The organism is Paenarthrobacter sp. Y-19 (genome assembly GCF_029223985.1).
GTDB classification, from domain to species: domain Bacteria; phylum Actinomycetota; class Actinomycetes; order Actinomycetales; family Micrococcaceae; genus Arthrobacter; species Arthrobacter nicotinovorans.
This window is the reverse complement of sequence record NZ_CP119414.1, coordinates 501,350-526,607: the sequence shown is the minus strand read 5'-3', so window position 1 is coordinate 526,607 and position 25,258 is coordinate 501,350. Positions and strand designations below refer to the sequence as shown.

General features: G+C 64.3%; 23 protein-coding genes. 7 read left to right on the top strand and 16 right to left on the bottom strand.

What is annotated here, in order from left to right; all coding sequences use genetic code 11:
- Both treS and PYR64_RS02515 read right to left on the bottom strand, forming a co-directional pair.
- Positions 1–1,797 carry a maltose alpha-D-glucosyltransferase gene (treS, locus tag PYR64_RS02520; RefSeq protein WP_018777880.1) on the bottom strand — a complete coding sequence of 599 codons (1,797 nt, stop codon included), beginning with the start codon at positions 1,795–1,797 and terminating at the stop codon, positions 1–3.
- A complete protein-coding gene (locus PYR64_RS02515; protein WP_275779881.1) occupies positions 1,797–3,881 on the bottom strand; it encodes an alpha-1,4-glucan--maltose-1-phosphate maltosyltransferase in 2,085 nt (694 codons plus the stop codon). Before PYR64_RS02515 ends, treS begins: the two co-directional genes overlap by 1 nt.
- Positions 3,882–4,006: 125 nt before the next feature.
- On the opposite strand from PYR64_RS02515, the gene glgP reads away from it, so the two are divergent.
- Positions 4,007–6,631 (top strand): alpha-glucan family phosphorylase, encoded by a 2,625-nt coding sequence (gene glgP / locus PYR64_RS02510; RefSeq protein ID WP_275778162.1) that lies wholly within the window; start codon positions 4,007–4,009, stop codon positions 6,629–6,631.
- Between the two features lie 118 nt (positions 6,632–6,749).
- Here the strand turns inward: glgP and PYR64_RS02505 are convergent, their stop codons facing one another.
- The 3 genes from PYR64_RS02505 to glgX are packed head-to-tail and all read right to left on the bottom strand — an operon-like array spanning position 6,750 to position 9,772.
- Positions 6,750–7,109 carry a barstar family protein gene (locus PYR64_RS02505; RefSeq protein WP_275778160.1) on the bottom strand — a complete coding sequence of 120 codons (360 nt, stop codon included), beginning with the start codon at positions 7,107–7,109 and terminating at the stop codon, positions 6,750–6,752.
- A 21-nt stretch (positions 7,110–7,130) separates the two neighbouring features.
- On the bottom strand, positions 7,131–7,631 hold the full coding sequence (locus PYR64_RS02500) for a ribonuclease domain-containing protein (RefSeq protein WP_275778158.1): 501 nt from the start codon (positions 7,629–7,631) through the stop codon (positions 7,131–7,133).
- A gap of 26 nt (positions 7,632–7,657) precedes the next feature.
- Positions 7,658–9,772: a glycogen debranching protein GlgX gene (gene glgX, locus PYR64_RS02495; RefSeq protein WP_275778156.1), complete on the bottom strand. Its 2,115-nt coding sequence runs from the start codon at positions 9,770–9,772 to the stop codon at positions 7,658–7,660.
- A 120-nt stretch (positions 9,773–9,892) separates the two neighbouring features.
- On the opposite strand from glgX, the gene PYR64_RS02490 reads away from it, so the two are divergent.
- Entirely contained in the window at positions 9,893–10,702 is an 810-nt protein-coding gene (locus tag PYR64_RS02490) for a carbon-nitrogen hydrolase family protein (protein WP_275778154.1), read from the top strand.
- A 628-nt stretch (positions 10,703–11,330) separates the two neighbouring features.
- On the opposite strand, the gene rlmB is transcribed toward PYR64_RS02490, so the two are convergent.
- The 6 genes from rlmB to PYR64_RS02460 all read right to left on the bottom strand — a co-directional run bounded on the left by rlmB (position 11,331) and on the right by PYR64_RS02460 (position 16,156).
- A complete protein-coding gene (gene rlmB, locus PYR64_RS02485) occupies positions 11,331–12,320 on the bottom strand; it encodes a 23S rRNA (guanosine(2251)-2'-O)-methyltransferase RlmB (RefSeq protein ID WP_018777891.1) in 990 nt (329 codons plus the stop codon).
- Between the two features lie 80 nt (positions 12,321–12,400).
- Positions 12,401–13,867, bottom strand: a complete 1,467-nt coding sequence (cysS, locus tag PYR64_RS02480) for a cysteine--tRNA ligase (RefSeq protein WP_039239789.1) — start codon at positions 13,865–13,867, stop codon at positions 12,401–12,403.
- A gap of 35 nt (positions 13,868–13,902) precedes the next feature.
- Positions 13,903–14,259: a hypothetical protein gene (locus PYR64_RS02475; protein ID WP_275778151.1), complete on the bottom strand. Its 357-nt coding sequence runs from the start codon at positions 14,257–14,259 to the stop codon at positions 13,903–13,905.
- Positions 14,252–14,791 carry a 2-C-methyl-D-erythritol 2,4-cyclodiphosphate synthase gene (gene ispF / locus PYR64_RS02470; RefSeq protein WP_275779879.1) on the bottom strand — a complete coding sequence of 180 codons (540 nt, stop codon included), beginning with the start codon at positions 14,789–14,791 and terminating at the stop codon, positions 14,252–14,254. Before ispF ends, PYR64_RS02475 begins: the two co-directional genes overlap by 8 nt.
- A 14-nt stretch (positions 14,792–14,805) precedes the next feature.
- Positions 14,806–15,588 (bottom strand): 2-C-methyl-D-erythritol 4-phosphate cytidylyltransferase, encoded by a 783-nt coding sequence (gene ispD, locus PYR64_RS02465; RefSeq protein WP_018777895.1) that lies wholly within the window; start codon positions 15,586–15,588, stop codon positions 14,806–14,808.
- Between the two features lie 85 nt (positions 15,589–15,673).
- Positions 15,674–16,156, bottom strand: coding sequence for a CarD family transcriptional regulator (locus PYR64_RS02460; protein ID WP_011690592.1), 483 nt, complete (start codon positions 16,154–16,156; stop codon positions 15,674–15,676).
- 291 nt (positions 16,157–16,447) lie between these two features.
- Here PYR64_RS02460 and PYR64_RS02455 point away from each other — a divergent pair, with 291 nt between their 5' ends.
- Complete coding sequence (locus PYR64_RS02455) at positions 16,448–17,026, top strand: hypothetical protein (RefSeq protein WP_275779877.1); 579 nt, start codon at positions 16,448–16,450, stop codon at positions 17,024–17,026.
- Between the two features lie 142 nt (positions 17,027–17,168).
- Here PYR64_RS02455 and PYR64_RS02450 read toward each other — a convergent pair whose 3' ends face one another.
- Complete coding sequence (locus tag PYR64_RS02450; protein WP_020608526.1) at positions 17,169–17,849, bottom strand: response regulator transcription factor; 681 nt, start codon at positions 17,847–17,849, stop codon at positions 17,169–17,171.
- Positions 17,846–19,129 carry an ATP-binding protein gene (locus tag PYR64_RS02445; protein ID WP_229778629.1) on the bottom strand — a complete coding sequence of 428 codons (1,284 nt, stop codon included), beginning with the start codon at positions 19,127–19,129 and terminating at the stop codon, positions 17,846–17,848. Before PYR64_RS02445 ends, PYR64_RS02450 begins: the two co-directional genes overlap by 4 nt.
- Before the next feature lie 199 nt (positions 19,130–19,328).
- On the opposite strand from PYR64_RS02445, the gene phoU reads away from it, so the two are divergent.
- Positions 19,329–19,982: a phosphate signaling complex protein PhoU gene (phoU, locus tag PYR64_RS02440; RefSeq protein ID WP_018777899.1), complete on the top strand. Its 654-nt coding sequence runs from the start codon at positions 19,329–19,331 to the stop codon at positions 19,980–19,982.
- 87 nt (positions 19,983–20,069) lie between these two features.
- Here phoU and PYR64_RS02435 read toward each other — a convergent pair whose 3' ends face one another.
- Positions 20,070–20,816 carry a phosphoglyceromutase gene (locus PYR64_RS02435; protein WP_018777900.1) on the bottom strand — a complete coding sequence of 249 codons (747 nt, stop codon included), beginning with the start codon at positions 20,814–20,816 and terminating at the stop codon, positions 20,070–20,072.
- Positions 20,817–20,947: 131 nt separating this feature from the next.
- Between PYR64_RS02435 and PYR64_RS02430 the strand changes: the two genes are divergently transcribed.
- Entirely contained in the window at positions 20,948–21,787 is an 840-nt protein-coding gene (locus PYR64_RS02430) for a class I SAM-dependent methyltransferase (protein WP_275778148.1), read from the top strand.
- Positions 21,788–21,824: 37 nt separating this feature from the next.
- Here the strand turns inward: PYR64_RS02430 and PYR64_RS02425 are convergent, their stop codons facing one another.
- The gene (locus PYR64_RS02425; RefSeq protein ID WP_018777902.1) at positions 21,825–22,166 is read right to left on the bottom strand and encodes a DUF2516 family protein; all 342 of its coding nucleotides are present in this window, start codon (positions 22,164–22,166) and stop codon (positions 21,825–21,827) included.
- A gap of 10 nt (positions 22,167–22,176) precedes the next feature.
- Positions 22,177–23,361 carry an aminotransferase class I/II-fold pyridoxal phosphate-dependent enzyme gene (locus PYR64_RS02420; protein WP_275778147.1) on the bottom strand — a complete coding sequence of 395 codons (1,185 nt, stop codon included), beginning with the start codon at positions 23,359–23,361 and terminating at the stop codon, positions 22,177–22,179.
- An 83-nt stretch (positions 23,362–23,444) separates the two neighbouring features.
- On the opposite strand from PYR64_RS02420, the gene tmk reads away from it, so the two are divergent.
- Complete coding sequence (tmk, locus tag PYR64_RS02415; RefSeq protein ID WP_039239777.1) at positions 23,445–24,104, top strand: dTMP kinase; 660 nt, start codon at positions 23,445–23,447, stop codon at positions 24,102–24,104.
- The gene (locus PYR64_RS02410) at positions 24,101–25,252 is read left to right on the top strand and encodes a DNA polymerase III subunit delta' (protein ID WP_275778145.1); all 1,152 of its coding nucleotides are present in this window, start codon (positions 24,101–24,103) and stop codon (positions 25,250–25,252) included. The genes tmk and PYR64_RS02410 overlap by 4 nt, the downstream gene beginning before the upstream one ends.
- Positions 25,253–25,258 lie beyond the last annotated feature (6 nt).

The following is a 25,258-nucleotide window of genomic DNA, read 5'->3' as shown; positions in this document are numbered from 1 at the left end:
TCATCCTTTGGAGGTCACCACTGGAATCGCCTGGGTAAAAGGCGACGAGGGATTCGAAAATGCCGAGCGTACCCGCAGCCAGTAGAAGCTGTGGCTGCCCAGCATCACGGTCAGGTGACCGTTGTCACCGACGGCCGGGAAAGGCTGGCCGCCAAAAATATCGCGCAAGCCGCGGCCTGCGAACTCGGGAATATCCAACGTTGCCGCGACCGGGTGCTGCGAGAGATTGAAGACACAGAGAATGGTTTCCGCGTCTTCCCCTTCCGGGTTTCCTGCGGGAAGCTCACGGACGTAGGCCAACACCACCTCGTGGTCGGCCTCGATGTGCCGGAAACCGCCCAAGCCGAATACCGGGTGGTTCTTCCGGACACTAAGGATCTGCCGGGTCCACCGGAGCAGGGAGCCTGAGTGTGCGGCTTCGGCCTCGACGTTGGCCATGCTGTAGTTGTAGACCAGCGACTGGATTACCGGAAGATACAGCTTGCCCGGGTCCGCCGAGGAGAACCCGGCGTTGCGGTCCGGGTTCCACTGCATGGGGGTGCGGACGGCATCGCGGTCATCAAGCCAGATGTTGTCGCCCATGCCGATTTCGTCCCCGTAGTACAGGAACGGGCTGCCGGGCAGGGACAGCAGCAGCGCATTGATGAGCTCGATCTCGGAGCGGGAGTTGTCCAGGAGCGGTGCCAGACGGCGGCGGATACCGATGTTGGCCCGCATGCGTGGATCCGGCGCGTACCAGCCAAGCATGGCCGCACGCTCCTCCGCAGGCACCATCTCCAGAGTCAGCTCGTCGTGGTTCCGCAGGAAGGTACCCCACTGCGCACCCCGCGGGATTTCCGGCGTATCGCGCAGCGTGTCAATGATCGGTGCGGCTTTCTGGTCACGGAGTGCGTAATACAGCCTGGGCATGATCGGGAAGTGGAAGGCCATGTGGCATTCGGGCGCTTCTTCTGTCCCGAAATACTCCACCACTTCGTGCGGAGGCTGGTTGGCCTCCGCAATGATCACCCTGCCCGGATAGTTCGCATCCACCATCCGGCGCAGGTCCTGCAGGAAGGTGTGGGTCGCCGGCAGGTTCTCGCAATTAGTGCCCTCCTCTTCGAAGAGGTACGGAATGGCGTCAGCCCGGAAGCCGTCGATGCCCTGGTCCAGCCAGAACCTGATGACGTCGTAGAGAGCCTCGATGACCTTGGGGTTTTCGAAGTTCAGGTCCGGCTGGTGGCTGAAGAACCGGTGCCAAAAGAACTGCCGACGGATGGGGTCGAAGGTCCAGTTCGATTCCTCCGTGTCAACGAAGATGATGCGGGCGTCCTGGTACTTCTCGTCCGTGTCGCTCCACACATAGAAATCACCGTAGGGACCGGTGGGATCCTTGCGGGACTCCTGGAACCAGGGGTGCTGGTCCGACGTGTGGTTCAGCGGAAGGTCGATGATCACCCGGACGCCACGGGCGTGGGCCTCGGCCACCAGCCGTTTGAAGTCGCTGATGGTACCGAATTCGTCCAGCACCGAGGTGTAGTCCGCGATGTCGTAGCCGCCATCGCGCAACGGGGAATGGAAGAACGGCGGCAGCCAGAGGCAGTCAACGCCCAGCCACTGGAGGTAGTCCAGTTTGTCGATCAGGCCTTGGAAGTCGCCGGAACCATCCCCGTTGGCATCCGCAAAAGCCCGCACCAGTACCTCGTAGAAGACTGCCTTCCGGTACCAGAGCGGATCATGCTGGAGGCCGGGGGCGTTCAACTCGAAGGTGTTCTTCGGGGTGAAGTACTGGCTGGGATTCTGCGGAGAAAAACTCACTAAGGCTGCCTCCGGATGCTCAGGACGTGTGCCGGTTCAACGTGGGCATCGAGGCGGACATAGTTGTGCTCGCCCCACCACCAGCTCTGGCCGCTGATGAGGTCGTCAACACGGAAGAGCCCGTCTTCGTTGAGATCGGCCGGGTCAAGGTCCAAGGCCGCCAGATCCAGTGAAACGGTGCTTTCACGGGCACTGTGCGGATCCACGTTGACCACCATGATCAAGGTGTCCTTGGTACCGTCAGCCAACGTCTTGTGCTTGGAGTAGACGATCGTGGCGTCATCGGTGCTGCGGTGGATGGTCAGGTTCTGCAGGTCCCCCAGCGCCAAGTGGTCCTTGCGGATGGTGTTCAGGCGTGTGATGTACGGGGCCAGCGTCCGGCCGGATTCGGCGGCACCGTCCCAGTCCCGGGCTTTGTACTCGTACTTCTCGTTGTCGATGTACTCTTCCGCGCCGGGACGGGCCACGTGTTCGTACAGCTCGTAGCCGGCGTAGACGCCCCACAGCGGGCTGGCCGTCGCTGCAAGGACGGCCCGGATGCGGAAGGCCGCGGGTCCGCCGTACTGCAGGTACTCGGTAAGGATGTCCGGGGTGTTGACGAAGAAGTTCGGACGGAAGTATGCCGGGCTCACGTGGCTGACTTCGTGGAAGTACTCCTCCAGCTCGGTCTTGGTGTTCCGCCAGGTGAAGTACGTGTAGGACTGCTGGAATCCGGCCCTGCCCAAGGCATGCATCATGGGCGGGCGTGTGAAGGCCTCTGCAAGGAACACGACTTCGGGGTTCTTCTTATTGATCTTGCCGATCAGCCATTCCCAGAACCACACCGGCTTGGTGTGCGGGTTGTCCACGCGGAAAATCTTGACCCCGTGACTGATCCACAACTGCACGATGCGCAGGATCTCCTTGGAGAGACCCGCGGGGTCGTTGTCGAAGTTCAGGGGGTAGATGTCCTGGTACTTCTTTGGCGGGTTCTCAGCGTAGGCGATCGAACCGTCCACGCGGGTGGTGAACCATTCCGGGTTTGACGTGACCCAGGGGTGGTCCGGAGCTGCCTGCAACGCCAAATCCAGGGCCACTTCCAGGCCAAGCTCATTGGCCCGGGAAACGAAAGCGTCAAAGTCCTCGAAGGTTCCGAGCTCCGGGTGGATGGCGTCGTGTCCGCCGTCCTTGGAACCAATGGCCCATGGCGAACCGGGATCCTGCGGCCCCGGAGTCAAGGTGTTGTTACGGCCCTTGCGGTGCTGGAAACCGATCGGGTGGATGGGCGGCAGGTAGATGACGTCGAAGCCCATGTCCGCGACGGCGTCGAGCCTCTTGGCCGCCGTGCGGAAGTTGCCGGACGTCCACACCCCGGTGGAGTGGTCCAGGACGGCGCCTTCAGAACGCGGGAAGAACTCGTACCAGGACCCACGCCCCGCAAGGTCGCGCTCCACCTGGAGCGGAAAGCGCTCCGAAACGGTCACCAGCTCGCGGATGGGAAGACGCCCGACGGCGGCCAGCACCTCAGGGCTGAAGCCGGCGCCAAGGCGCTCCTCGGCCGTCTTGGTGGTATCGGAAAGCACGACGGAAGCGGCACGCAGGGTGCGCTTTTCAGCGCCGGTGCGACCGGCGTCGTCGGCTGCTCCCGCGAGGAGGGCCGCGCCTTCGGCGAGCATCAACTCAACGTCAATGCCCGCGGCGACCTTCACCTCGGCATTGTGGTGCCAGGTGCCGTAGCGGTCATGCCACGCCTCAATGACGAAGGACCAGGCGCCGGTTCCGCTGGGGGTGAACAGGCCCTCCCAGCGGTCCAGGCCCTTCCACTGCTCGCCTTGGGCCGGGTGCAGTCGCACGCGCTGGCGCTCCCTGCCCCGGGGATCGAGCAGCACGGCGGAGACGCCCAGCTGGTCATGCCCCTCTCGGAAGACGGTGGCTCCGACCACCAGATCCTCGCCAGGCAACGCTTTCGCGGGGAAACGGCCACCCTCAACCACCGGCTGCACGGCAGTGATGGGGAACCGCCCGAAGCGAAGGCCGGCGGTGATGTCCGAGGTCGTCTTGGAATTCAGAACGGTGGTGGTTCGCGCAGTTTTCGTCACAACCACGACGTTAGCGACAAAAATCACAGAATGCTAAGCAAACGAGGTTTCTCCTTGACGCAAGATGACTTTTACCTAAAAGAAACCCAATGCAGTTCCGACTGCCATGGGAGTCCGTTAGTGTGGCGCTCGTGAAGGCTATTCGAAGGTTTACAGTCCGTACCGTCCTCCCCGAGCCCATCCGGCCGCTGGCCCGATTGGCGACCAATTTGCGCTGGTCCTGGCACCGGCCAACAAGGGAACTTTTCGCGAGCCTTAACCCGGCTCTTTGGGAGGCCTCGCAGCACGACCCCATCGCTCTCCTGGGATCAATCAGCCGCGAGCAGCTACAGGACCTGGCAAACAACGGCGAGGTAGTGGACCGCGTACAGCACGCCGCAGCCGACCTGGACCGCTACCTCAGCGAGCCGCGCTGGTACCAGGGCCTCGGCGAAGATGCGCCGGCTTGCATCGCCTACTTCTCCCCCGAATTCGGCATCACCGAAGTTCTCCCCCAGTACTCCGGCGGCCTCGGCATCCTCGCCGGCGACCACCTCAAAGCCGCCTCCGACCTCGGTGTGCCGCTGATCGGCGTCGGGCTCCTCTATCAGGCCGGCTACTTCAAGCAGTCACTGTCCCGCGATGCATGGCAGCAGGAAACCTACCCCGTGCTGGACCCCGATGGTCTCCCCCTGACCCTGCTCCGCCACCCGGCCAAGGACGGCGCCCAAGGCAAGCCGGTGCAGATCTCCCTCCCGCTGCCGAACGGCCGCGAGCTGCACGCGCACGTGTGGCGTGCCGACGTCGGACGCGTTCCGCTGCTGCTGCTGGACTCCAACGTCCCGTCGAACGATGAAGCCGCCCGCGGCATCACCGACCGCCTCTACGGCGGCGGCGGCGACCACCGCCTGCAGCAGGAACTCCTGTTGGGCATGGGCGGGGTCAAGGCCCTGCGCGTCTACCAGGCACTCACCGGCACGCCCGCGCCCGAGGTCTTCCACACCAACGAGGGACACGCCGGTTTCCTGGGGATCGAACGCATCCAGGAAGCCATGTCCGATCCCAACGAGCCCCTCACCTGGGACGAAGCCCTCGCGGCCGGCCGCGCGTCCACCGTTTTCACGACGCACACGCCGGTGCCGGCCGGGATCGACCGTTTTGAGTCCCTCCAGATCAAGCACTTCTTCGACGCCGGACTGGCACCTGCCGTCCCCACCGAACGCATCCTGGAACTCGGCCGCGAAAACTACGACGGCGGCAACCCCTCCGTGTTCAACATGGCCGTGATGGGCCTGCGCCTGGCGCAGCGCGCCAACGGTGTGGCAAAGCTCCACGGCGTGGTCTCCCGCGAAATGTTCTCCGGTCTGTGGCCGGGATTCGACCATTCCGAAATTCCCATCACCTCCGTGACCAACGGCGTCCACGTTCCCACCTGGGTGGACCCCCGGATCTCCTCCCTGGCCCGGCACCAGTTCGGCGCCGAAGCTGAGGCGATGGGACGCTGGGACCTGGCCTACAACGTCAGCGACGAAGACGTCTGGAGCCTCCGGCGCGAACTGCGGGCACAGCTCATCGAGGACGTCCGACGCCGGCTCCGGGCTTCGTGGAAGAAGCGCGGCGCCGCCGATGCCGAGCTCGGCTGGACGGACTCCGTCCTGGATCCGGACGTACTCACCATCGGCTTCGCACGCCGGGTACCCACGTACAAGAGGCTCACCCTCATGCTGCGCGACCCCGCCCGGTTGAAGGCCCTGCTGCTGGATCCGAAGCATCCCATCCAGCTGGTCATCGCCGGCAAGTCACACCCTGCCGACGACGCCGGCAAGAAGATGATCCAGGACCTGGTCCGCTTCACCGACGACCCCGAGGTCCGGCACCGGATCGTGTTCCTGCCGAACTACGACATCGCCATGGCACGCACCCTGTTCCCCGGCTGCGACGTCTGGCTCAACAACCCGCTGCGCCCGCTCGAAGCCTGCGGCACGTCCGGCATGAAGGCCGCCATCAACGGCTCCCTCAACCTCTCCGTCCTGGACGGCTGGTGGGATGAAATGTACGACGGCGAAAACGGCTGGGCCATCCCGACGGCCAACAACGGCGCATCCGCCGACGAACGCGACGACATCGAAGCCTCGGCACTGTACGAGCTCCTGGAAACCCAAGTGGCACCACGCTTCTACGGCACCACCGTCGCCCAGGGCGCAGGAGCAGCAGGCCCGTCCGAGTCCAGCCAGGAAACCGTGCCGACCCACTGGGTGTCCATGATCAAGCACACCCTCGCCAACCTCGGCCCGGCCGTCTCCGCCGAGCGGATGCTGCACGACTACGTCAACAACCTCTACTGCCCCGCCGCCGTCTCCGGACGCCGGGCGGTTGCGGAATCATTCAAGGAAGCCAAGGAGCTCGCAGCCTGGACGTCCAAGGTCCGCAGCGCATGGCCCGAGGTCGTGGTGGAACACGTTGATTCAGTAGGTGTTTCCGAGGAACCCCAGGTCGGCGACAGCCTCCACGTCAACGCCTACGTGGCACTGAACAACCTGACTCCGGACGATGTCTCCGTGGAAGTGGCCTTCGGCCGCGCCGAGGAATCCGACGAACTCGAAGACATCGTAGTGGCGGAACTGGACTCCGTGGAGGACCTCGGCAACGGCCGGCACCTCTTCAACGGATCGCTGGTCATCAACCGTTCGGGCTCCTTCGGCTACACCGTCCGGGTGTTCCCGAAGCACAGCGCGCTGGCGTCCAAGGCTGAACTGGGGCTGATCGCGAACGCCTAAGCGCAATAACGTGGCTGACCCGCTGGGCAACACTGATCCGCTGCGCGCTGCTCCTTCGTCGTTTTGACGAGCGCTGCCGGACCGCTGTTGCCCAGTGGGGCCCGGGCGGGTTCGCGGGTTAGTTTTCGAACACCGCAATGACTGCCAGGTCGCGGCCGGCGTAGCGCTCTGCGTCTTGCAGGATCTCGCAGACGACACCGAAGGAGCGATCCGTGCGGTATGCCGCGGGGACCTGCCAGATCATCGTGACGGGGCTGCCCTCGTCCTCGGAGAGGGCGTCCGCGTAGTCGTGGAGGGAATCGTTCAGGGCATCCAGGTTCACGCCGTAGTACTCGGGGAAATCCAGGACCTGGCCGAAGACCTCAAGGACTGTCTGCTTGGTGGTTGCCGGTGGGACCAGTACTGTCCTGCGGCCTGCGTCGGATACCTGCTCCTGCAGTTCCTCCATGGTCCAGGTGTCGGCTGAGTAGATCTTCATGGGCTCCTCTGTTGTCTTCGACTATTTGTCCTCGACGATGAACTTGAACGACTCGTAATGATCCGGCGTGTAGTACTTCGCAGCGTCCTTGCCAACAATGATCCGCCGTGCGCCGCGATCCGACTCTCCCGGGGTGGGCACGGTGTACTCCTTGTAAAAGCCGCCGGACTTCTTGGGCAGCAGGCCCTCGAAATTGCCGAAGTTCACGCCGTCCCGGTCGTAGGGATACGGGCCGCCTTTGGCGATGAGGGCCAGGGTTTGGCGGGCTTCCTTCGGCAGTTGGGAGGCATTGATCGACGGCAGGCCCGACGGGTTCTCCACAGCTGCCGCCGTCGTCCGGCTTGGCACGGCGGCGGGTGGGGTCGGCACCAAGCCTGCGGACGGCGTCGTGGTTTGGACGCCGCCCCCTGGTGTGGAAGAGGGCGCCGTCAGCGCGCCTCCGCCCACCATCGCGACCACCAGCACGACGACGGCGATCACCAAACCCGCGAATGCCACGAGTTTGCTGCGGCTGCGGTTCATGCGGAGTTCTCCTGTGTGGTTGGTGCCTACGTGCGGTAAATGTTGATCGTATTGGCTTGCAGGATATCCCGCTCCCCGGAGGCAACCAACGCGCCCTTCCGGCGGTCGTGCAGCACCGACGTGGTGAACCGGAGTTCGAACATGCGCTTGCCGATCCCTGTTTCACTCAGGATCTCCGGAAGCACCATCTTCACGTCCTGGTTGCTGCCGTTCACCACGATCAGGCCACGGATTTCGCTGTCCTCGTGACCCATCAACAGCTGGACCGCACGAACGCCGGGATCGTTCCACCGTGCCGGTGTCATCCGCTTGCCCTTGTCATCAAACCACTGAAGGCTTGAATTGTTGGCCTGGCCCGGAAAGCTCTCGGGCTGGTGCCGAAGGAACCAGCGGCGGAGCCTGACAAGCTCCCGGGTGGTCCGGAACATGGCGTTGGCTTCCTGCGTGCGGCTCCAGTCAAGCCATGCCGTCGGGTTGTCCTGGCAGTAGGCATTGTTGTTGCCCTGCTGGGTGCGGCCGAGTTCGTCGCCGGCAGTGATCATGGGCACGCCGATGGAAATCAGCAGCGTGGCCATCAAATTCCGGATGGACAACGCCCGCGCCGCCACAATGGCCTCGTTCTCGCTGCGGCCTTCCACACCGTGGTTGTAGCTGCGGTTGTCGCCGTGACCATCACGGTTCTGCTCGCCGTTGGCCTCATTGTGCTTGCGGTCGTAGCTGACAAGGTCCTTAAGGGTGAAGCCATCGTGGGCCGTAATGAAGTTCACCGACGCCAGCCGGGTGCGGCCGGAGGAGGCAAAGAGGTTCGCGGAACCGGCCATCAGCTCAGCCAACGACGCCACCGACCCTCCTTGGCCACCGGCTTCGATGGCCGCGCGGTCCGAAAGCCAGAAGCTGCGGACGCCATCCCGGAAATGGTCATTCCAGTCCGACCATCCCTGCGGGAACCGGCCCGTCTGCCAGCCGCCGTAGCCTACGTCCCAGGGCTCGGAGATGAGTTTGACTGCCGACAACACCGGATCCTCGGCGATGGCCTGCAGGAAGGGGTGCTGGGGATCGAAGGTGTTTCCGGCGTCACGGCACAAGGTCACGGCGAGGTCGAAGCGGAATCCGTCGACGTGGAACTCGTTGACCCAGTAACGCAACGAGTCCAGCGCGAGGTCCACCACTACGGGGTCGCTGAAATCCAAGGTGTTGCCGCAGCCAGTGGTGTCCAGGTAACGGCCATGCGCGTCATGACGGTAGTAGCGTTTCTCCCCGAGTCCCCGGAAGCTCAGCGCCGGCCCGTCAGGACCGGCCTCGGCAGTGTGGTTATAGACCACGTCCAGGATGACTTCGATCCCGGCCGCGTGCAGGAGCTTGACCATGCCCTTGAGTTCGTCCTGCACAGCGTGGGGACCTGCGTCGCGGGCAGCTTCCGTGGCGTAGTCCGAATGCGGGGCGAAAAAGGCCGCGGTGTTGTAACCCCAGTAATTGGTCATGCCGAGGTCCTGGAGGTGCGATTCATCCAAGTGGAAATGGATGGGCAGCAGCTGCACCGCGGTAATGCCCAGCTCGGTGAGGTGCTGGATCATCACAGGGTGCGCCATCCCGGCATACGTGCCGCGGAGGTGCTCGGGAATTTCCGGGTGAAGCATCGTCTGGCCGCGGACGTGGGCCTCATAAATGACCGAAGTCCGCATGGGGGTCCGGGGCGGTTTGTCCTCACCCCAGTCAAAGCCGGTGTCCACGTGGACACTCGTCAGGAACTCGCCATGCTGATCCACGGCGCGACCGTAGGGATCGAGCAGGAGCCGCTGTCCGCCGTCGTCATCCGGGTCCAGCGCCGGAACCGACATGGGCAGCACGTCTTCCAAGGGCGCCGCGCGGAATCCATAGCGCGTGCCCGGAGTGAAGCCGCCCACCAGCCCGAAATGCACGTCGTCTTCGATGTTGGGAAGTATCCGGGCGCGCCACGGTTCGCCCGGCGCTTGGAATACGATCTCCACCCGTTCCAGGTCGGGCGCGAAGACTGCGACGTTTACTTCCTGGTTTTGCGTTCTCTCCGCATCCGTAAGACCGGGCTGGGGCGTGCTCAGTCCGAGGGGTCGTGGCCGCGACGCGTCGACGGCAGCTGCTGTGTCAAAGATAGGCATAACCATTGAAGGCAAGTTTAGTTCCACGCCCGGTATGTGCAGTGCCCGCAGCCCATATGACGACGTTCGAGGCAGCGATTTTGTTTTCCTTGGCATACTGGGAGGCAGAGAAGTGGAGGTTCTATCGTGCGCGTGGCACTCGCCCAAGTCATCTCAGGCCGCGACCTGGCCGAAAACCTGCGTCTCCTGGAGGAGTACGCGCGACGGGCCAAGGATGGTGGGGCCGGCCTGGTGGTCTTCCCCGAGGCGATGATGCGCGCGTTCGGCAATTCACTGTTGGACATCGCGGAACCGCTGGACGGTCCCTGGGCAGGCCGTGTTCGTGCCATCGCCGAGGAACTGCAGCTGGTCATCGTGGCGGGCATGTTCACGCCCGGCGCTGCTGCGGAGTCCGGGGCGCCGCGTGTGCGCAACACCCTTCTCGCCACCGGGCCCGGCGTCGACGCCAGCTACGACAAGATCCACCTTTTCGATGCGTTCGGCTTCGCTGAATCGGACACCGTTGAGGCCGGTACAGAACCCGTGACGTTCGACGCCGGCGGCCTCACCTTTGGTTTAGCCACCTGCTACGACATCCGTTTCCCCGCCCTGTTCACTGCCAACGCCCAGCGCGGTGCCGTGGTGAACATCGTTTCGGCGTCCTGGGGAGCTGGTCCGGGGAAGGCCGATCAGTGGCAGCTCCTGGCACGGGCCCGCGCAGTGGACACCACGACGTTTGTCCTCGCCTGCGGCCAGGGTGATCCAGCCACTCAGGGAATTGAAGCCAAGGGTGCCGCCCCCACGGGAGTCGGGTACTCCGCCGTCGTGTCCCCCTTCGGCCAGGTTCTGGAAGCCCTCCAAGGTGAGCCGGGCCTGATCTTCGCCGACCTCGACGCCTCAGTAGTGGACGACGCCCGGCAGAAGCTCCCCGTCCTGGCCAACCGCCGCGACTTCTGACCCTCGCTCACATCCCTAGGGCTTCCCGCCGACCCTCCCTCACATCCCTAAGGCTTCCCGCCGACGCTCCCTCACATCCCTAAGGCTTCCCGCCGACGCTCACTCACATCCCTAGGGCTTCCCGCCAACCCTCCCTCACATCCCTAAGGCTTCCCGCCGACGCTCACTCACATCCCCCGTGCTTCACATCGACACTCACTCAACTTTTGGCTGTGGGCCAATGCTGCCCTTGGTCTATTCGCGGTCAGGAATCGAACTGCTAAAAGGCAGGACGCCAGGCGGTCTACCTCCGCGCGATTCGCGCTCAGGCGGGTGGACAAACCGAGGCCGCTGTCGCCGTCGTGATTCCAGAGCGGCCTAAAGGGTGAGAACGTGAGCAAGCATCAGGCCCAAACACACGGAACGTGAGCAAGCGACCGGCCCAAACACGCGGAACGTGAGGAAGCGACCGGCCCAAACACGCGGAACGTGAGGAAGCGACCGGCCCAAGCACGCGGAACGTGAGCAAGCGACCGGCCCAAACACGCGGGACGTGAGCAAGCGACCGGCCCAAACACGCGGAACGTGAGCAAGCGTCGGGCATGCGAAAGGCGGCGGTCGCGTCTGCGACCACCGCCTTGGGCACTGCTTACTGGGCGGAGCGTTGCCTCGACACTTCGTACAGCGAGATGCCGACGGCCATGGATGCGTTGAGCGACTCCATGGCGGAGTCGATCGGGATGGAGACGATCTGGTCGCAGTTTTCGCGCACGAGCCTGCTGAGGCCCTTGCCTTCGGAACCAACCACGATGCAGACCGGTTCGGTGGCGACCGTGAGGTCGGGCAGCGAGACGTCGCCGTCGCCGTCCAGTCCCAGGACGTAGATGCCCATGTTCTTGAACTGCTTGAGCGCGTTGTTGAGGTTCGACGCGCGGGCCACCGGTACGCGGACAGCGGCACCAGCGCTGGTCTTCCATGCGGACGCGGTGACGCCCACGGAACGACGCTCGGGTACGATCACGCCGTGCCCGCTGAACGCGGAGACGGAGCGGATGATGGCGCCGAGGTTGCGGGGATCGGTAATGCCGTCCAAAGCCACGAAGATCGGCGCATTGGAAATGTGCCCCTTCTTCCACTTGGCGAGGGTCTGCTCGGCGAGGTCGTAGGCGTCCTCGTATTCGTACGGCGGGATCTGCAGCACGAGTCCTTGGTGGACGGCGTCCTCGGTCATGCGGTCCAGCTCGGGCTTGCCGGTTTCCAGCAGCGGGATGCCGCGCTCGGCCGCGAGCTTGAGGGACTCCTTGACGCGGTCATCCATTTCAATCCGGATGGCTACGTGCAGTGCCTTGGCAGGGATGCCGGCACGCAGGGCTTCGACCACGGAGTTACGGCCGGTGACCAGTTCCTCGGTGGCGCGGCCCTTGGGGCCGGAGCGGGCGCCGGCGCCGCCCGGACGTGCCGGTCCGCGCTTGGCGGCCGAGCGCTCAGCGAGCTGCTTGTTCTTGTACGCCTTGTGGTAGGTCCGGTCCTCCGCCTTGGGCGTGGGACCCTTGCCTTCCAGGGCCTTGCGGCCATGGCCACCGGTTCCGGTGGAGGGGCCCTTCTTGTTCTTGACCGACCGGCGACCATTGTTGGCCATGAGATTCCATCCTTGATTTTGTGAGTAAGTCTGGAATCAAGTCTACTGACCCGATGCAATTCGGCCGCAGCGCCCGTTTGTCAGTCGCGTTTGAGGCTCCAGGTGGCCCCGTCCGCACCATCTTCGACGACGACGCCGGCGGCGGCGAGTGTGTCGCGGATCGCGTCGGAGGCTGCCCAGTCCTTGTTGGCCCTTGCGGCAGCGCGGGCCTGGAGCTGTGCGTCCACGAGGACCTTCAGCGCCGCATGCTCACGGCCCTGTACGGCTTCGGGTTGCTTCACGGCGTCCAGCCCCAGCACCTCGGTCATGGACAGCACACTGTAAAGGGCCGCCTTGGCGCCGTCCAGGTCACCGCTGGCGAGGGCTGTGTTGCCCGCGCGGACGGTTTCGTGCAGCACGCCGAGGGCTTGCGGGACGTTGAGGTCGTCATCCATGGCAGCAGTGAACGCGGCGGGCATGTTGGCCTGCGGTGCCACGTCCGCGCCTGACCTGCCGGGAACTTTGGCGGACGCTTTAGAAATGAATCCGTCAATACGTTCGACGGCGGCCGCGGCCTCCTGCAGCGACGTGGGCCGGTAATCGAGCACCGAGCGGTAGTGTGCCTGGCCGAGGTAGTAGCGGACGACCCGCGGTGAGGCGAGGTCGAGCATCTCTGCCGGGCTCACGGTGTTGCCTATGGACTTGGACATCTTTTCGCCCTCGTACGTGACCATGCCGTTGTGCATCCAGAAATTGGCGAATTCGTCGCCGGCGGCCTGCGACTGGGCCATCTCGTTCTCGTGGTGCGGGAAGCGCAGGTCCAATCCCCCGCCGTGGATGTCGAAGCGCGCACCAAGGTACTTGGTGACCATCGCGGAGCATTCAAGGTGCCAGCCCGGACGGCCCGCACCCCACGGCGACGCCCAGCTCGCGGACTCCGGTTCGCCTTCCTTGTAGCCCTTCCACAGTGCGAAGTCGCGGGGATCGCGCTTCCGGCTGACGAACTGGGCTTCGACGTCGGGGGCGCCCTGCATGTCGTCGATGTTCTGCCGCGTCAGGGAGCCGTACTTGCTCCACGAGCGCACGTCGAAGTAGACATCGCCCGAGTCGTCCGGCGCGGGGTAGGCGTGGCCCCGGTCGATGAGTCGCTGGATGAGCGCGTGCATTTCCGGGATATGTCCGGTGGCCCGCGGCTCGTAGGTGGGGCTTTGGACGCCGAGGGATTCGTAGGCGTTCTCGAATTCCTGCTCGTAGCGGTAGGCCAGGGCCCACCATTCTTCGTTCTGCCGTGCGGAGGGTTCGGCGTCCCAGTCCGGGCCGAACGACTGGGCGGACTTGGCCAGGATCTTGTCGTCGATGTCGGTGACGTTGCGCACCACGGTGACACGGAGGCCACGGAATTCGAGCCAACGGGTCAGCTGGTCGAAGGCGATCGCGGACCGCACGTGGCCCACGTGGGGCATTCCCTGGACGGTGGCCCCGCAGTAGTACACGCTGGCCTTGCCGTCTTCGAGGGGAACGAAGTCGCGGACTTCGGCGGAAGCGGTGTCATAAAAGCGCAGGGTCACCGCTCCAGATTAGCCGATGACGCGGCGTGACCTGCCTACTTGCAGTATTCGCCGATCTTATTGAACTGCACCTTGAGTTTTTCCTGCTGCTCCTGGGTGGCCACGCCCAGCGACGACGCTGCAGCCTTATCCATGATCGCGGCCATCTCCTTGATGGGGTCGCCGATCTCCGGAGCCAGCTTGTCCGCGATCTGGTGGTAATGCTCAGCGATCTGCTTGGATTGCTGCTGCTGGTTGCCGTCCGGTTTGAAGGCGTCGTTGTTGAGGAAATCGCAGCTGGCTTTCACGTCCATCTTCGGCGTACCGGCACAACCGCCCAGCAGGAGCGCGGCCGCCAGGGCCGCCGGCAGCAGGACAGCGGAACGCACGACGCCGGCACCTAACTTACGCATGCGGCGCCCCTTTCGCGGGCCCAGGCACTGCGGCGGGTACCTCATGGCCGGGCATCGGGTAGACCAATGCTGTGGCGACGGCTGAGATGCCCTCTCCACGTCCGGTGAAGCCCAATCCGTCGCTGGTGGTGGCCGTGACGGTCACGGGAGCGTTGGCGGCTACGGAGAGGACCCGCTGGGATTCTTCCCTACGCGGAGCAAACTTGGGGCGGTTGGCCACGAACTGCACAGCTACGTTGCCGATCTCGAAGCCGGCAGCACGGACGAGCCGCGCTGCCTCTCCGAGGAGTTTGACGCCCGATGCGCCGGCGTACTCGGGACGGTCCGTACCGAAGTGCGTGCCAAGATCCCCGATGCCGCTGGCGGAGAAGAGCGCATCAGCGGCTGCATGGGCGACGCAATCGCCGTCGGAATGGCCGGAGAGTCCCTGTTCGCCTTCCCAGAAGAGGCCACCCAACCAGAGCGGCTGGGGATCGTCTTCGGGCGCGAAGGCGTGGACGTCCATCCCGATGCCGGTGCGTGGCAGGATCATGTTTTCCGGGGCCACTATCCCTCCACCCAACGAATCCCAAGGGGGCCTTCCAGGAGGCCTTCGGCGATGATGAGGTCCAGCGGCGTGGTGATCTTGAGGGATTGGCTTGCCCCGCGGACGGCGTGGACCGGGACGCCAAGGAGTTCCACCAGCATGGCGTCGTCGGTGACCGCGGCGGCTTGCTTGTCGTCAAAGAGTTCTGCGGCCTCATGTGCCCGCCGCAGGGTGGCGAGTTCGAAGCCCTGGGGGGTTTGGACGGCGCGGAGCTGTTCGCGCGGTGCCGTGCCGGTGACAACCTCGGGGGCTATGGAGGCGTCCTGGCCATCCGTTTCTGCGACGGTCTTGATGGTGTCCACCACCGGCATTGCGGGTATGACCGCCTTGGCGCCGGACGACAACGCATCGGCGACCCTCTGGAAGACCCGTTCAGGGGTGAGCGCCCGGGCTGCGTCGTGGACGAGGACGAATTCCGTTCCGTCTTCCAAGGCAGCCAGGGCAGCGCGGACGGAATTCGCGCGGGAGGAACCGCCGTCGACGACTGTGACCTCGGGGCCACCATCCACCAGGTCGACTGTGAAGTCCGCGATGGACTCGCGCAGGACGGTGTCGCCCTTGGGCACGGCTACGCAGATCTGGCGTGCGACGTCGGACGAAACAACTCCGCGCAGGGCGTGCATCAGGATGGTCTCGCCGCCCAGCGGAACCTGGGCTTTGGGCATGCCGTAGCCGAGCCGCTCACCGGAGCCGGCGGCAACCACGATCACGGCCGTGACGGCGCGCTTGGAAGGAATACTCATGGTCACCAGAGTACTGCGAGGCATCAGGGGTGATTTGTGGCAAAAAGAAACCCGGCGGCGCTTTCGCACCACCGGGGCTCAATTCTTAGGAAGCCAAGACCTCGTCAAGAACGCTTGCAGCCTTCTCTTCGTCCGTCTTCTCAGCCAGGGCCAGTTCTGAAATCAGAATCTGCCGTGCCTTGGCCAGCATTCGCTTCTCGCCTGCCGAAAGGCCGCGATCGTGATCGCGGCGCCAAAGATCGCGAACGACCTCTGCCACCTTGATGACATCGCCGGAAGCAAGCTTCTCCAGGTTCGCCTTGTAACGACGTGACCAGTTGGTAGGCTCTTCAGTGAACTCGGCGCGGAGAACGTCAAAAACGTGCTCCAAGCCTTCTTTGCCCACTACGTCCCGGACCCCAACAAGGTCAACGTTCTCTGCTGGAACTTCAATGGTCAGATCACCCTGAGCCACCTTGAGCTTGAGATACATCTTCTCTTCGCCCTTGATGGTGCGCATCTTGATTTCCTCAATTTTTGCTGCACCGTGGTGAGGGTAAACTACTGTCTCGCCGACCTCAAAAACCATGTGGACTTTCCCCTTTCCCGCAGATTAGTCTATCACGATTAAGGCATACGACTGGCACCCAAAGGCCTCCTCACCCGCGCCAATACAGGGAAACAGGCCTTAAACGGGTTCATCCAACCTCTTGACGTATTCGCCGAAAGATGCATCAGGCACCCAGTGTGAGCGGCCGGACTTCTCCACCGACTCCGCCACAAAGCCCTCCCGAATCCTTGTTTTGGACCGTTTGCCGATAGGCTATGGCTGAAAAAGTTTCCAATGACTCTAGGAGTAGGTGTCGTGCGCATTTCTGCGATGAACACTGTCCAGCGCGGCAAGCTGGCAATTGCGGCCGCTGCAATCGGCGTCGGCATTCTGTCCGTCACCGGCTGTGGCTTCGTCAACGCCCAGCAGACTTCGCACCAGTATTCGGCTTCAGACGGGGTCAAGGCCGACCTCGGCAAGCTGCAGCTGCGCAACATGCTGATTGTTGCTTCCGGCGAAAACCAGCCTGGCCGCGTCATCGGTGCGGTCTTCAACCAGTCGAACTCCGACGCCACGCTGTCGATCAGCGGCGCCAACGGCTCCCAGACCGAGATCCCGGTCAAGGCAATGTCCGAGACTTATCTCAACGACGCTGCCGACCCCGCCATCCTCAGCAGCGCTGGAGTCATTCCCGGCGGGCTGACTCCCGTGACGATCCGCAGCGGCTCCGACTCCGCCACGATCAACGTCCCGGTGGTTGACGGCACCCTCCCCGAGTACGCCAAATACCTCCCGAGCCCCAGCCCTTCGGCCAGCCCGAGCGGTTCGGCAACTCCCGGCGCAACGGGCACCGAGACCAGCTCGGCCACCCCGTCCGCTACCTCCACGAGCTCCGCAGCCGGCCACTAAGGCCCCTGCCAAGAACCACACAAAAGGAAGGGTCCCGCCGCGGCGGGACCCTTCCTTTTTGCCCCCTCTGGAGTTTTTGTACAGGTAACGCCCTTTAGAAGGCTTCTAAAGGGCGTTACCTGTACAAAAACTCCGCCAGGGGTTACGGCTCGAACTTGTAGCCCAGGCCGCGCACGGTCACCAGGTAGCGCGGCGCTGACGGATCCGGCTCGATCTTGCTGCGCAGGCGCTTCACGTGGACATCCAGGGTCTTGGTGTCCCCCACGTAGTCGGACCCCCACACACGGTCGATGAGCTGTCCACGCGTCAGGACGCGGCCCGAGTTCCGGAGCAGCATCTCCAGCAACTCGAATTCCTTCAACGGCAAGGAAACCTGCTCGCCGTTCACACTGACCACATGGCGTTCAATGTCCATCCGGACAGGACCGGCCTGGACTGTGGAGGTGATGAGCTCCTCGGGCTCCCCTTGCCGGCGGAGGACCGCGCGGACACGGGCCACCAACTCGCGGGAGGAATACGGCTTGGTGACGTAGTCGTCGGCTCCGAGTTCCAGCCCCACAACTTTGTCGATCTCCGAGTCCTTGGCTGTCAGCATGATCACCGGGACGCTGGAGCGTTGGCGCAACTGGCGGCACACCTCTGTTCCCGGCGTTCCGGGCAGCTGCAGGTCGAGGAGGACGAGGTCGGCGCCGTTCCGGTCGAACTCAACCAGGGCATCGCTGCCGTTGTCCACTACCTCGACGTCGAACCCCTCTTTGCCCAAAAGATAGGACAGGGGGTCGCTGAAGGACTCTTCGTCCTCCACTATCAAAATCCGGCTCAAGCGCTGGCTCCTTGCTCTCGGGCGCCAGTGGCGCCCCCTTGGTGGTTCACGTGGTGGGGTTGCCCGGCAGCAATTCCAGGCCCGACGGCGGCACCAGCCGTTGCGGGCCCGGGCGGAAGCGCCGCCGTGGCAGCCGAAGGCGGGAGGCCGGCGTCGTCGTCCTGGCCTTCCATCTCGGGCAGTCGGATGGTGAAGGTGGAACCCTGGCCGGGCTGCGACCAGACGGTCACTTCGCCGCCGTGGTTGGAGACAACGTGCTTGACGATGCTGAGGCCAAGGCCGGTGCCGCCGGTGTGCCGCGAACGTGCTGCGTCGACGCGGTAGAAGCGTTCGAACACCCGTTCCTGGTCCTCGGGCGTCAATCCCTCGCCCTGATCCGTGACGGAGACGGCAACCACGCCTTCCCGAGTCCGGACACCCACGCCCACGCGGGTGTTTTCAGGGGAGTAACGGATGGCGTTGTCGATCAGGTTGCGCAGCGCAGTGACCAGGAGGTCGCGGTCACCGAAGACCAGGGAATCGGAGTGGCCGCCCACCACGATCTGGATGTTCTTGCTCTCGGCGGGAAGCTGCGAACGGTCCACGGCTTCGGTGATCACCGTATTGATGTCCACAGCGTGGCCCTGCTGGGCGACGTTGGCGCCCTGGAGCCGTGAAAGTTCGATGATGTCCTGGACCAGGGCCGCCAGCCGGCCGGACTCCTTGTGCATGCGCTTGGCGAAGCGGCGCACCGCTTCTTCGTCATCGGGCGATGCTTCCAAGGCCTCGGCCAGGAGCGAGATCGCGCCGACGGGAGTTTTGAGTTCGTGGGACACGTTGGCCACGAAGTCGTTGCGGATCTCCTCGGTGCGGGTGATCTCGGTCCGGTCATCGGCCAGGAGGACGATATATTCCCAGCCGAGCATGGCGGCCCGTACCTGCACCACGATGGTGCCTTTGCCGAGCGGCCCGCGGGGAAGTTCGTATTGTTCCTCCAGGATCACACCGTCGCGGCGGACCTTGGCGGTCATGTCCAGGAGCTGCTTATGCACTACCGTGTGGCCGCGGACCAGCCCGTAGGCGTAAGCGGCGGGGCTCGCACGGACCACGCCGTCGATCGCGTCCACAACGACGAACGCACGCCCGACGACGGCAAGGACTTCCGCTGCCCCCTCAGGGAGGAGGGGCTCGGCGACGTCGAGGTCCACGATGCTGCGCTGCCGTTCGCTGATCCTGAAAGCGAGCATGCCAAAGACGCCCAGCGACAAGCCAACGAGGCCTGCAATGACACCTATGAGCAACGGATCCACGTGTCCAGCTTATGCTGTGGAATCAGGGCGGAGCATTGATCCGGCGCCAAATGCCGACGGTTCAACTAACGTTCATCTAAAGGTGCCAAACAGTTCACGGGGCCCTGACACAGTTACTGGTTGGACTGCCAATGTTTTTGAAGTCCTGTCCCTTCAGGGGGCCCGGGATTTCCAAGGAAAGGACGCCTTAGTGCGCAAGGTTTTTCAGGAGGAGCTCACCCAGGTAGGTGACGACCTCATCGAGATCTCCAAGCTGGTTCACGAAGCGATCACGAAGGCCACGACGTCCTTCGAAGGCGCCGATGTGGACCTTGCACAGGATGTCATTGCGGCAGATGCCAGGATCGATTTCCTGCAGAACAGCCTTGATGAGCGCGCCATCGACATCCTGGCATTGCAGGGTCCCGTGGCCAGCGACCTCCGCATGATCGTGGGTTCGCTCCGCATGAGCGCTTCCCTGGAGCGCATGGGCGACCTCGCCCGCCACGTGGCCCAGCTGGCCCGCTTGCGCTACCCGGCAACCGTGATTCCTGCTTCGCTGACCCAGACCTTCAAGGCCATGGCCCAGCACGACATCGACATCACCGCGAAGGTCATCGAGCTCCTCGAGACGCGCGACCTTGAAGTGGCCCGCGACATCCTCAAGATCAACATCGCCGTGGACGACCTCCACCTCAGCGTCTTCAAGGCCATTGCCTCCCCCGAATGGAACGAGAACCCCGCCACCACGGTGGATGTTGCCTTGGCCAGCCGCTACTTCGAGCGCTTCGCCGACCACGGCGTCTCGGTTGCCCGCAAGGTCACCTACCTGGTGACGGGCGAATGGCAGCCTGAGGGCTTCTAACGCACAAACCGCAGAACATACGACGGCGGCCGGTCACCTGAGGTGACCGGCCGCCGTCGTTAGTCTGGGGCGAAGAACCGCGAAGCCCTATTTTTTGCCCTGGTTCGCTACCGCGAGGATGGCCTCAGCAGCAGCGTCGGGATCCAGGTAGGTTCCACCGGGCTTGATCGGCTGGAAGTCCTCGTCCAGTTCGTAAACCAGCGGGATGCCGGTGGGGATGTTCAGGCCGGCGATGGCGTCGTCGCTGATGCCGTCCAGGTGCTTGACCAGGGCTCGCAGGGAGTTGCCGTGGGCCGTGACCAGAACGGTCTTGCCAGCCTTGAGGTCTTCCTTGATGTCCGATTCCCAGTAAGGGAGGAGGCGGACCAGGACGTCCTTGAGGCATTCGGTGCGGGGCAGGGCGTCGCCGAGGTCCTTGTAACGGACATCGTGCGCCTGGGAGAACTCGCTGTCATCGGACAGCGGCGGCGGCGGTGTGTCGTAGCTGCGGCGCCATTCCATGAACTGCTCTTCGCCGAATTCGGCGAGGGTCTGGGCCTTGTCCTTGCCCTGCAACGCACCGTAGTGGCGTTCATTGAGGCGCCAGTCGCGCTTGACGGGGATCCAGCCACGGTCGGCCTTGTCCAAAGCCATGTTGGCCGTGTTGATGGCACGCTTCAGCAGGGAGGTGTAGAGGATATCCGGGAGGATGTTGTTCTCTACCAGGAGCTCCCCGCCGCGTACTGCTTCTTTGCGGCCTTGGTCGTTCAGGTCAACGTCCACCCAACCGGTGAACAGGTTCTTGGCGTTCCATTCGCTGTGGCCATGGCGCAGCAGAATCAGCTTGTAAGTCATGGTTTTCATCCTAGCCGAGGGCTCCGGTGCCCCGCCCGGCGTTACGAACAGCAACGTGGGCTCAGTCACGGTCCATCAGACGCCATCGAACGGGCCATAAGAGACCCCGGGTTGCAGGATAAAGTGGGGCCGTGGTGCAAAAGGCGGAACGGGTGGGCTCTCCCCGCAGTCGGGGCGGCAACCCGTTACGCAAACCGATCGGAAATATTACCCGCGGCACCACCAACCCCAACCGGATGCGGCGGCTGGACCGCTGGCTGGCCGGCCCGCAGGCGTGGCGGCTGCGCACCGCCGTCGAGCCTTTGGTAGTGGACCTGGGCTATGGCGCCTCGCCGGCCACCGCCGTGGAGCTTTTCGAACGGCTGCAGGCCGTCCGGCCGGATGTACAGGTCCGTGGAATCGAGATTGAACCGGAGCGTGTCCGCAGTGCCAAGGCCCTGGAAAGACCCGGACTCAGCTTCTCGGTAGGCGGTTTCGAAGTTCCGGTGCCGGGCAATCCCGTGCTGGTCCGGGCATTCAACGTGCTCCGGCAATATGAAGAAGCGGACGTCGCCGCGATCTGGGCCCTGGTGCAGTCCCGCCTGGCGCCGAACGGACTGTTCATTGACGGCACGTGCGACGAAATCGGCCGCCGTGTCACCTGGGTGGCCCTGAATCCGGAGCGTCCGCTGAGCCTGAGTTTTTCTGTCCGGTTCGGAAGCTTCGAGCTGCCTTCCGAAGTTGCCGAGCGGTTGCCTAAGGCGCTCATTCACCGGAACGTACCGGGTGAGCCGATCCACGCGTTCCTGCAGGCAATGGACAAGGCCTGGCTGGAGGCGGCGCCGCTGGCTTCGTTCGGCAACAGGCAGCGCTGGACCGGGATGTGCCGTTCACTGCGCGACGCCGGATGGCCGCTTCAGGATGGTCCTTCGCGGTGGCGCCTTGGAGAAATGACGGTGGCCTGGGACGCGGTGGCGCCCGGCCAGCGCTGATACAGCAGGGCCAGCGCTGATACAGCAGGGGCTGGGTCTACCAGGGTCCGTACGGGCCGACGTTGCGGTTTCCGCCGCTGCCAGCCTCGCGGACTGCCGGCCGGACATCGGCGAGGTAGACGCAGGAGGCTGTGACTGCGGCGATGCCGAAGAGGCCAAGGCTGCCGCCGCCGGTAAGCATCGTCAGTCCACCGATGGCGAGAGCCACGCCGGTGAGGGCCAACCAGAACGTCTTGGTCCGCTTGGAAGCGGCCACAAACAGGGTGGGTCGGTGGCGCAGGCAATCAACGAATGCCCACAGTTCCAAGGCAAGGGCCACCAGTCCCAGGATGATGTAGACCCCGGAGGTGACGTACGCGATCAAGATTTTTCCGTCCACGTCCTCCAGCCTAGCTGTCCAACGCCTTCAGTGCTTGCTCAAGGTCGGACCAGAGGTCTTCCACGTTCTCAATTCCGACGCTCAAGCGGACCAGGTTCTCCGGAACGCTCAGCGGCTCGGCGGTGTGCCGGCGTCGTCGCTCAATCAGCGACTCAACTCCGCCCAGTGATGTTGCCGGGAGCCAGAGCTGCAACGCGCGGACCAGTTCGTCAGCAGCTTCGGCACCGCTGCGTTGGTTGTCGCCGGCGATCTGGATGCACAGGATCGAGCCGAAACCCTTCATCTGGGCCTTCGCGCGCTCATGGCCCGGATCCGTGGGGAGGCCGGGGAATCGGATGGCTTCCACGCGTGGATGGGTGCTGAGCCTTTCAGCGAGCGTGGCTGCGGAGGCCTGCGAGCGCTCGATCCTCAACGCCAGGGTACGCAGGCCGCGAAGAGCCAGCCAGGCCTCGAACGGCCCGGCGATTCCGCCGTGGATGATGCGGTGGTGAAGGAGCGTGGCGCGCACCTCAGGGTTGGACGTCACCAGAGCCCCGAGGACTACGTCCGAATGCCCGGCCAGGTATTTGGTCACCGAGTGAAGCACGACGTCGGAGCCCAGGCTGAGGGGCTGCTGCACCAGGGGCGTGGAGAAGGTATTGTCCGTGACCACGAGGGCGCCGACGGCGTGGGCGGCATCAGTGAGCGCGCGGATATCAGCGATTCCGAGCATGGGATTGGTGGGGCTTTCCAGCCACAGCAGGTCTGCTTTTTTGCCGTCCTCAGGGCTGATCAGGGCCTTCACCGCCTCCGTGTCCGTGATGTCCACGGTGCGGAGTTCCAGGAAGCCTTTCTCCGCCAGCTCCGTGGCCATGACGAGCGAACCTGCGTAGCTGTGGGACGGCATCACCACGACGCCCCCGGCGGGAACCAGGGAGAGCGCCGAACTCACCGCGGCCAGCCCGGATGCGTAAAGCAGTCCCGGCAGGGTGGCGCCTTCAAGTTTGGCCAGCGCGTCCTCGAAGGGGTCCCAGGTGGGGTTGGCGTAGCGGCCATAGCCCCGGTCGCCGTCGCCCAGGCTGCCTGTACCGAAGTATGTGGAGGACAGGACGATGGGTGGATTCACCGGTTCGTCGTGGGCGCGTTCAGGACGACCGGCAGCAACCACAACGGTTTCAGGCGACAATTCGGCGGCGTGCTGATCGGAAAGGCTCATGCTTTCAGCGTAGTCGCGGGGAATGCTGTGGATGAAAGGCATTACGCGCCTTTGCTGTCAGGGAAGCTCGGTAGGCTAGACGCGTGAGTATTCAGAGCACAGGTCTTTTCATCGCGTTCGAAGGCGGGGACGGAGCGGGCAAGTCCACACAGGCCGCCCGGCTCTCCGACGCCCTCGAATCCCGGGGGCTCACCGTACTGCGCACCCGGGAACCGGGCGGCACCCCTATTGGCGAGAAACTGCGCTCCCTTGTGCTTGACCATGGCCACGGCACCATCGATGCCCGTACCGAGGCCCTGATGTTTGCCGCTGCCCGCGCGGCCCACGCGCACCAGGTCATCCGCCCGGCTTTGGCTCAGGGAACGGTGGTCATCACGGACCGCTATGTTGATTCCTCCGTCGCCTATCAGGGTGTTGGCCGCGGCCTGGGCGCTGAAGGCGTTTTGTCCCTCAACGAATGGGCCACCGAAGGCCTCCATCCGCACCTGACGGTGCTGCTCGACGTCGACCCCGCCCATGGCCGCCGACGCCGCACCGCAGGGGACACCGCCGAGGACCGGTTGGAATCCGAGCCTGACGAGTTCCATTCAGCCATCCGCCACGCTTTCCTGGATCTGGCCGAGGCCGCACCATCGAGCTATCTGGTCCTGCCGGCCGGCGAGGAAATCGAGGCCTTGGCTGCCCGGATCCTGGAGCGCGTGGAGTCACTGTTGGGTGACCGGGTTCCCGGTTCACGCCAGTGAGCGTCTGGGACGACCTCCAGGGGCAGGCCCCGGTTGTCGCACAACTGAAGCAGGCGGCGCAGGGCGACACAGGCCTCACCCACGCGTGGCTCTTCACCGGTCCCCCCGGCTCCGGCCGTTCAAATGCGGCAAAAGCGTTCGCCGCGGCACTGAACTGTGAGCAGGATGATGTCACGCAGCGTGGCTGTGGTGTCTGCGCAGCGTGCCACACCATCCTCGGCGAGACCCACTCCGATGTGACCTTCGTGCGGACGGAAAAAGTCACCATCACCATCGATGAAGCCCGCGAGCTTGTTTCCAAGGCCGGAGACCGTCCGGCCACGGGCCGCTGGCGGATCATCGTGGTGGAGGACGCGGACCGCATGGCCGAACGCACCACCAATGTCCTGTTGAAGGCCATCGAAGAACCGACCCCGCGCACCATCTGGATGCTGTGTGCCCCTTCGCCAGCCGACGTCCTGGTCACCATCCGCTCGCGTTGCCGTCCGGTGAGCCTGCGGCTTCCGCCGGCTGCCGACGTCGCGGACCTCTTGGTGAGGCGCGACGGCGTCGAGCGCCAGCTTGCGGAGCGGGCGGCGCGGGCGGCCCAGAGCCATATCGGCATTGCCCGCCGCCTCGCCCGCGACGCGGATGCCCGGGAGCGCCGCCTGGAGACCGTTCGGATCCCCTTGGGCCTGCGGGGAGTCACGGCCGCTGTGATGATGGCCGAGAAGCTGGTCAAGATCGCCACGGAGGAAGCCAACAGCTCCAACGATGAACGGGACGCCGCTGAGAAAATAGCGCTGCTCGCGAGTCTTGGCGCCCCCGAGTCCGGGACTCTGCCGCCCTCCATGCGCAGCCAGGTCAAGCAGCTTGAGGATGACCAGAAGCGTCGCGCCAAACGCTCCATCACGGACTCCCTGGACCGTACCCTGACGGATCTGTTGTCCTTTTACCGGGACGTACTGATCATCCAATTGGGGAACGCCGTTGAACTGGTCAACGTTGAGCTGAAGGGTGATCTGAAAGAATACGCAGGCCGTTCAACGCCGGAAACCACCCTGGCCCGGATGGACGCCATCAACAAAGCCCGGGTCCGTATCACCACCACCAACGTGGCCCCGCTGTTGGCGGTCGAGTCCATGGCAACCAGCCTCATCCAGCAATAGGAGAAC